The organism is Pseudomonas sp. 2822-17 (assembly GCF_002742485.1).
GTDB lineage: Bacteria > Pseudomonadota > Gammaproteobacteria > Pseudomonadales > Pseudomonadaceae > Aquipseudomonas > Aquipseudomonas cyclaminis.
Genome location: NZ_LJRZ01000307.1, coordinates 1 through 256 on the forward strand (window position 1 = coordinate 1; position 256 = coordinate 256).

General features: G+C 32.4%; 1 protein-coding gene. It reads left to right on the plus strand.

Annotation, left to right across the window (positions count from 1 at the left end; all coding sequences use genetic code 11):
• Positions 1–55: 55 nt before the first annotated feature.
• The coding region (locus tag AOA60_RS32195; protein ID WP_218240581.1) for a hypothetical protein at positions 56–256 on the plus strand (201 nt) is incomplete at its 3' end.

The window sequence follows — 256 nt, forward strand, 5'->3', positions numbered from 1 at the left end:
TTGAAGAAACTAATTAGAGTAATACTAAAATATGATCCAAAAAGGAGAGTTTAGGTTGGAGAAAAAATTATTAGACAATAACGTCATCGCTCAAATTGGCATTTTAGTACATGACATTGAAAAAACTTCTCAAGTGTACTCTGAATTTTTTGGGATAGAAAAACCAGAGATAGTAATGACAGATGCAGTTGAAAAAGCGAAAACTGAATTTAAAGGTCAAAGTACAGAAGCGAGGGCAAAATTAGCTTTCTTCGAC